We start from the raw sequence: 4,803 nt of genomic DNA on the forward strand, positions 1-4,803 counted from the left end.
CGCTGAAGTCCGGTGCGGTTCGGTTGCGCCCCGAAGGGGCGCGGGGCTGTGTCGATGTGCGGCTCCGCCGCGTGGGCGCGAACAGCCACGATGCAGCCGCGGATGAACGACCGCACCTCGCGACGCCGCGGAGATCCGTCAGGAGGGCCCTAGTCCTGCCCGTACCGCGGGTCCACGGACTCCGGGGCCAGCCCCAGCAGCTCCGCCACCTGCTCGACCACGACCTCGTGCACCAGCAGCGCCCGCTCGTCCCGGTTCTTCGCCCGGATCTCGACCGGGCGGCGGTAGATCACGATCCGGTCCGGCGCGTCCCCGCGGGCCGCGATGAAGCGCCCGAGCGGCACGGACTCGCCGTCCCAGCCGTCCGCCCCGCCGTGCCCGTCCGTGCCACCGCCCGACCCCGGGCCACCGAGCCCCGACGTGGGCACCTCGAGCACCGTGAAATCGACCCCGGACAGCTGTGGCCAGCGTCTCTCCAGCCGCTCCGCCGAATCCTGCACAAGATCGACGAAGGACTCCGCGCGGCTGACCGAGAGCGGCACCTGGGGAGGCGCGATGGGGCCGCGCATACCTCGTCCGTGGCGATCGCGGCGACGGGGACGCGGCTCGGACTGATGCGGGTGTACGGGCCTGGTCATCACTCCGAGGGTAGCCGTCGCCGACCCGCCCTCATGCGCTTACCGGACAGCCGTGCCGGATGTCGCCAAATGAGCATTCCAGCCATGCTTGGGTCCAAAAACGGACGTCTCTTGAGTCGCTTCCCTGGCCCAGGATGATCCCTCTCGGTTCGAGTGCTGACCGGATTCGTTGTCGGCGGTTCTGGCCGCGTCGGAGGTCCACGCTGGTCAGCCAGTAAGTTCACGTTTCGGGTGCACGGTGCGAACTAGGACGACACGGCGGAGTGAGCTGGTGGAGAGTCGTCGCGGCCCGCTCAAGAGTGCGGTACCGTCCAACGTCGTGAGCCCTGTACGTCGCTGTTCGCGCACCGCCTGCGGCCGCCCCGCCGTCGCGACGCTGACGTACGTCTATGCGGATTCGACCGCCGTTCTCGGGCCGCTCGCCACCTACGCCGAGCCCCACTGCTACGACCTGTGCTCGGAGCACTCCGAGCGGCTGACCGCCCCGCGCGGCTGGGAGGTCGTCCGGCTCGCCGTCGACAGCGGCCCGCCCCGGCCCAGCGGTGACGATCTGGAGGCGCTGGCCAACGCGGTCCGCGAGGCCGCCCGCCCGCATGAGCGCGCGGCGGGGGCGGCGGCCGGTTCCGGGGGCTCCGGGGGCGGTCACGGCGGCCGGGAGGGCGACCCGCGTGAGGTCGCGCGCCGCGGCCATCTGCGGGTCCTGCGGTCGCCCGAGCCCTGATCGGCTTTCGTTCCGGCGATCTCCCGCGATCTTCCTCAGCCTTTCCGGCGATCTTCCGTGACGTTTCCGGCGATCTCCCGCGACCCTTTCCGCGATCTCCCGCGACCTTCGCGCGTGCCCTGACCCGCTTTCTCCGCGATCTTCCCGCGTACTTCCCGCGTTCCGCGGCTTCCCCGGGATCACTTGCTGACGGAGCATTGACTGTGACTTGGCGCGGACACGACCATGCCTGCACCCCAGGGTCCTCCGTTTCCGCATCACGGATGTGACCTTCCAGGGATGGTCCACGCCGGGAGGCCCGTGTGTTCGTGCAGCAGTTGGACCCCGTCGCCGATTCACTCTCCCTGTCCGCCGTCGTCGCCGCCCTTCCCCTCGTCACCGTCCTCGTCCTGCTCGGCGGGGTGCGGATGCGCGCCCACTACGCGGGTCCCATAGGGCTCGTCGTCGCCGCGCTCGTCGCCTGCCTCCCGTACGGGATGCCCGTCGGCCAGACCGTCTCCAGCGCAGCCCAAGGGGCGCTCTTCGGCCTCTTCCCCATCCTGTGGATCGTCGTCAACGCCCTGTGGGTGTACCGGATGACCGTCCGCACCGACCACTTCGACGTGCTGCGCCGCTCCTTCGGCCGGCTCTCGGACGACCCCCGCGTCCAGGCCCTCGTCATCGCCTTCTGCTTCGGTGCGCTCCTGGAGGCGCTCGCCGGGTTCGGCGCGCCGGTGGCGATCTGCTCGGTCATGCTCGTGGCGCTCGGCTTCGACCCGGTGCGCGCCGCCGTCGTCGCGCTCGTCGCCAACACCGCGCCGGTCGCCTTCGGCGCCATGGCCACCCCGGTGGTGACGCTCGCTCAGGTCACCGGGCTGCCGCTGGACTCCGTGGCCTCCGTCGTGGGCCGGCAGACCCCGCTGCTCGCCCTCGTCGTCCCGCTGCTGCTGGTCGCGCTCGTCGACGGGCGGCGCGGGCTGCGCGAGACCTGGGCGCCCGCGCTCGCCTGTGGGGTCGCCTTCGCCATCGCCCAGTTCACCGTCTCCAACTACCTCTCCGTCCAGCTCGCCGACATCGCGGCGGCACTGGTCGGCGCGGCCGTGCTGATGGCCGTGCCCGCCGCCCGGCGCCCGGCCGAGGAGCCGGTGCGCGCCGCCGTGCTCACCGGCGTACGCAGCGACGACCTGGACCGCGAGGACCCGCGCCGGGAGGTGGTGCGCGCTTACGCCCCGTATGCGCTCATCGTCGCGATCTTCTCCATCGCCCAGATCGGCCCGGTCAAGGACCTCCTGGCCAAGGCCACCCGCACCTTCGACTGGCCCTTCCTGGACGTCGCCGGTCCCGATGGAAAGGCGGTGGGCGCCAACGTCTTCTCGATGCCGCTGATCGCCACCGGCGGCACCCTGGTGCTGGTGGCCGGGGTGGCCACAGCCGCCGTGCTGAAGGTGACCGCGGGCGACGCCCTGCGGGAGTGGGCGGCCACGGTGCGCGAACTGCGTCATGCGATCCTTACGGTCACCTCGGTGCTCGCGCTCGCCTATGTCATGAATCTCTCCGGGCAGGCCGCCACCATCGGTCACTTCGTCGCCGCCGCAGGGGCCGGGCTCGCCTTCCTCTCCCCGGTGCTGGGCTGGTTCGGCGTCGCCGTCTCCGGCTCGGACACCTCCGCGAACGCCCTCTTCGGCGCCCTCCAGGTGACCGCCGCCCGTGAGTCCGGGCTGTCCCCGGATCTGCTGGCCGCCGCCAACAGCTCGGGCGGGGTGCTCGGCAAGATGATCTCCCCGCAGAACCTCACCATCGCCTGTGCGGCGGTCGGGCTGAAGGGGCGTGAAGGCGATCTGCTCCGTAAGGTGCTGCCGTGGAGCCTCGCGCTGCTGCTGGTGATGTGCCTGATCGTCGTCGCGCAATCGTCGTTCCTGCTCAGCTGGATGCTGCCGTGATTCGGCCAGGGATGACCGGCAGCAGACAGCCCGGGTTGGCCGACAGCACGCCGCGCGACGGGGCTCACAGTTCCGGCCCAGGTCCTGCGGGTAGGTTTTGAGGTCCGCAGGGACGTACGCGGAGACGTCCGCAGAGACATCTCCACCAGGACCTCCAGAAGGGGTTGGCTGTGCCCGACTTGTCGCAGATCGTGAAGGCGTACGACGTGCGTGGTGTGGTCCCGGACCAGTGGGACGAGTCGCTCGCCGAACTCTTCGGCGCCGCCTTCGCCCGGGTGACCGACGCGGACGCGATCGTCGTCGGCCATGACATGCGCCCCTCCTCGCCCGGTCTGGCGCGGGCCTTCGCGCGCGGCGCCACCTCGCTCGGCGTGGATGTGACCGAGATCGGACTGTGCTCGACCGATCAGCTCTACTTCGCGAGCGGATATCTCAACCTGCCCGGCGCGATGTTCACCGCCAGCCACAACCCCGCGCGGTACAACGGCATCAAGATGTGCCGCGCGGGCGCCGCCCCCATCGGTCAGGACAGCGGGCTCGCCGAGATCCGCGCCCTGGTGGAGGGATGGGCGGACAGCGGCGCGCCCGAGCCCGCCGCCGAGGCCGGCACCATCACCCAGCGGGACGTCCTCGACGACTACGCCGCCCATCTGCGCTCGCTGGTGGACCTGGCCGCCATCCGGCCGCTGAAGGTCGTCGTGGACGCGGGCAACGGCATGGGCGGCCACACCGTCCCGACCGTCTTCGAGGGGCTGCCGCTCGAGCTCGACGCCCTCTACTTCGAGCTGGACGGCACCTTCCCCAACCACGAGGCCAATCCCCTCGACCCCAAGAACATCGTCGATCTTCAGGCCCGGGTCCGGGAGACCGGCGCCGACATCGGGCTCGCCTTCGACGGCGACGCCGACCGCTGCTTCGTCGTGGACGAGCGCGGCGAGCCGGTGTCCCCCTCCGCCATCACCGCCCTGGTCGCCTCCCGCGAGCTGGCCAAGCACCCGGGCGGGACGGTCATCCACAACTGCATCACCTCCTGGTCGGTCCCCGAGGTCGTCAAGGAGAACGGCGGCACCCCCGTCCGCACCCGCGTGGGCCACTCCTTCATCAAGGCCGAGATGGCCCGCACCGGCGCGATCTTCGGCGGCGAGCACTCCGCGCACTACTACTTCCGAGACTTCTGGAACGCCGACACCGGCATGCTGGCCGCCCTGCACGTCCTGGCCGCACTCGGCGGCCAGAAGGGCCCGCTGTCGGACCTGGTCGCCCAGTACGACCGGTACGCGGCCTCCGGCGAGATCAACAGCACCGTCGACGACCAGGCCGGGCGCATGGAGGCCGTCAAGGCGGCGTACGAGCGCCGCGAGGGCGCCGAACTCGACGAACTCGACGGCCTTACGGTCACCACCTCCAACTGGTGGTTCAACCTCCGCCCCTCCAATACCGAGCCGCTCCTCCGCCTGAACGTCGAGGCCCGAGACCAGGAGACGGCAGCCGAGGTCCGCGACGAGGTCCTCTCCATCGTCCGCGC

General features: G+C 71.2%; 4 protein-coding genes. 3 read left to right on the forward strand and 1 reads right to left on the reverse strand.

Features of this window, described 5'->3' with window-relative positions:
* Positions 1-149 precede the first annotated feature (149 nt).
* Positions 150-569 (reverse strand): metallopeptidase family protein, encoded by a 420-nt coding sequence (locus GWI24_RS40435; protein ID WP_210951008.1) that lies wholly within the window; start codon positions 567-569, stop codon positions 150-152.
* Positions 570-909: 340 nt separating this feature from the next.
* Here GWI24_RS40435 and GWI24_RS40440 point away from each other — a divergent pair, with 340 nt between their 5' ends.
* From GWI24_RS40440 to GWI24_RS40450, 3 genes are all read left to right on the forward strand, one after another.
* Positions 910-1,359 (forward strand): DUF3499 domain-containing protein, encoded by a 450-nt coding sequence (locus tag GWI24_RS40440; protein WP_020870815.1) that lies wholly within the window; start codon positions 910-912, stop codon positions 1,357-1,359.
* 302 nt (positions 1,360-1,661) lie between these two features.
* Entirely contained in the window at positions 1,662-3,278 is a 1,617-nt protein-coding gene (locus tag GWI24_RS40445) for an L-lactate permease (RefSeq protein ID WP_210951009.1), read from the forward strand.
* Between the two features lie 170 nt (positions 3,279-3,448).
* Positions 3,449-4,803 (forward strand): phosphomannomutase/phosphoglucomutase (locus GWI24_RS40450; RefSeq protein ID WP_210951010.1); only part of this gene is annotated, 1,355 nt, incomplete at its 3' end.

The sequence above is a fragment of the Streptomyces sp. MK37H genome (genome assembly GCF_018035285.1).
Lineage (GTDB): Bacteria > Actinomycetota > Actinomycetes > Streptomycetales > Streptomycetaceae > Streptomyces > Streptomyces endocoffeicus.

Excerpts from the sequence above, each read along its gene's own strand:
- GWI24_RS40435 (WP_210951008.1), bottom strand. The coding sequence starts at position 569 with ATGCGCGGCCCCATCGCGCCTCCCCAGGTGCCGCTCTCGGTCAGCCGC.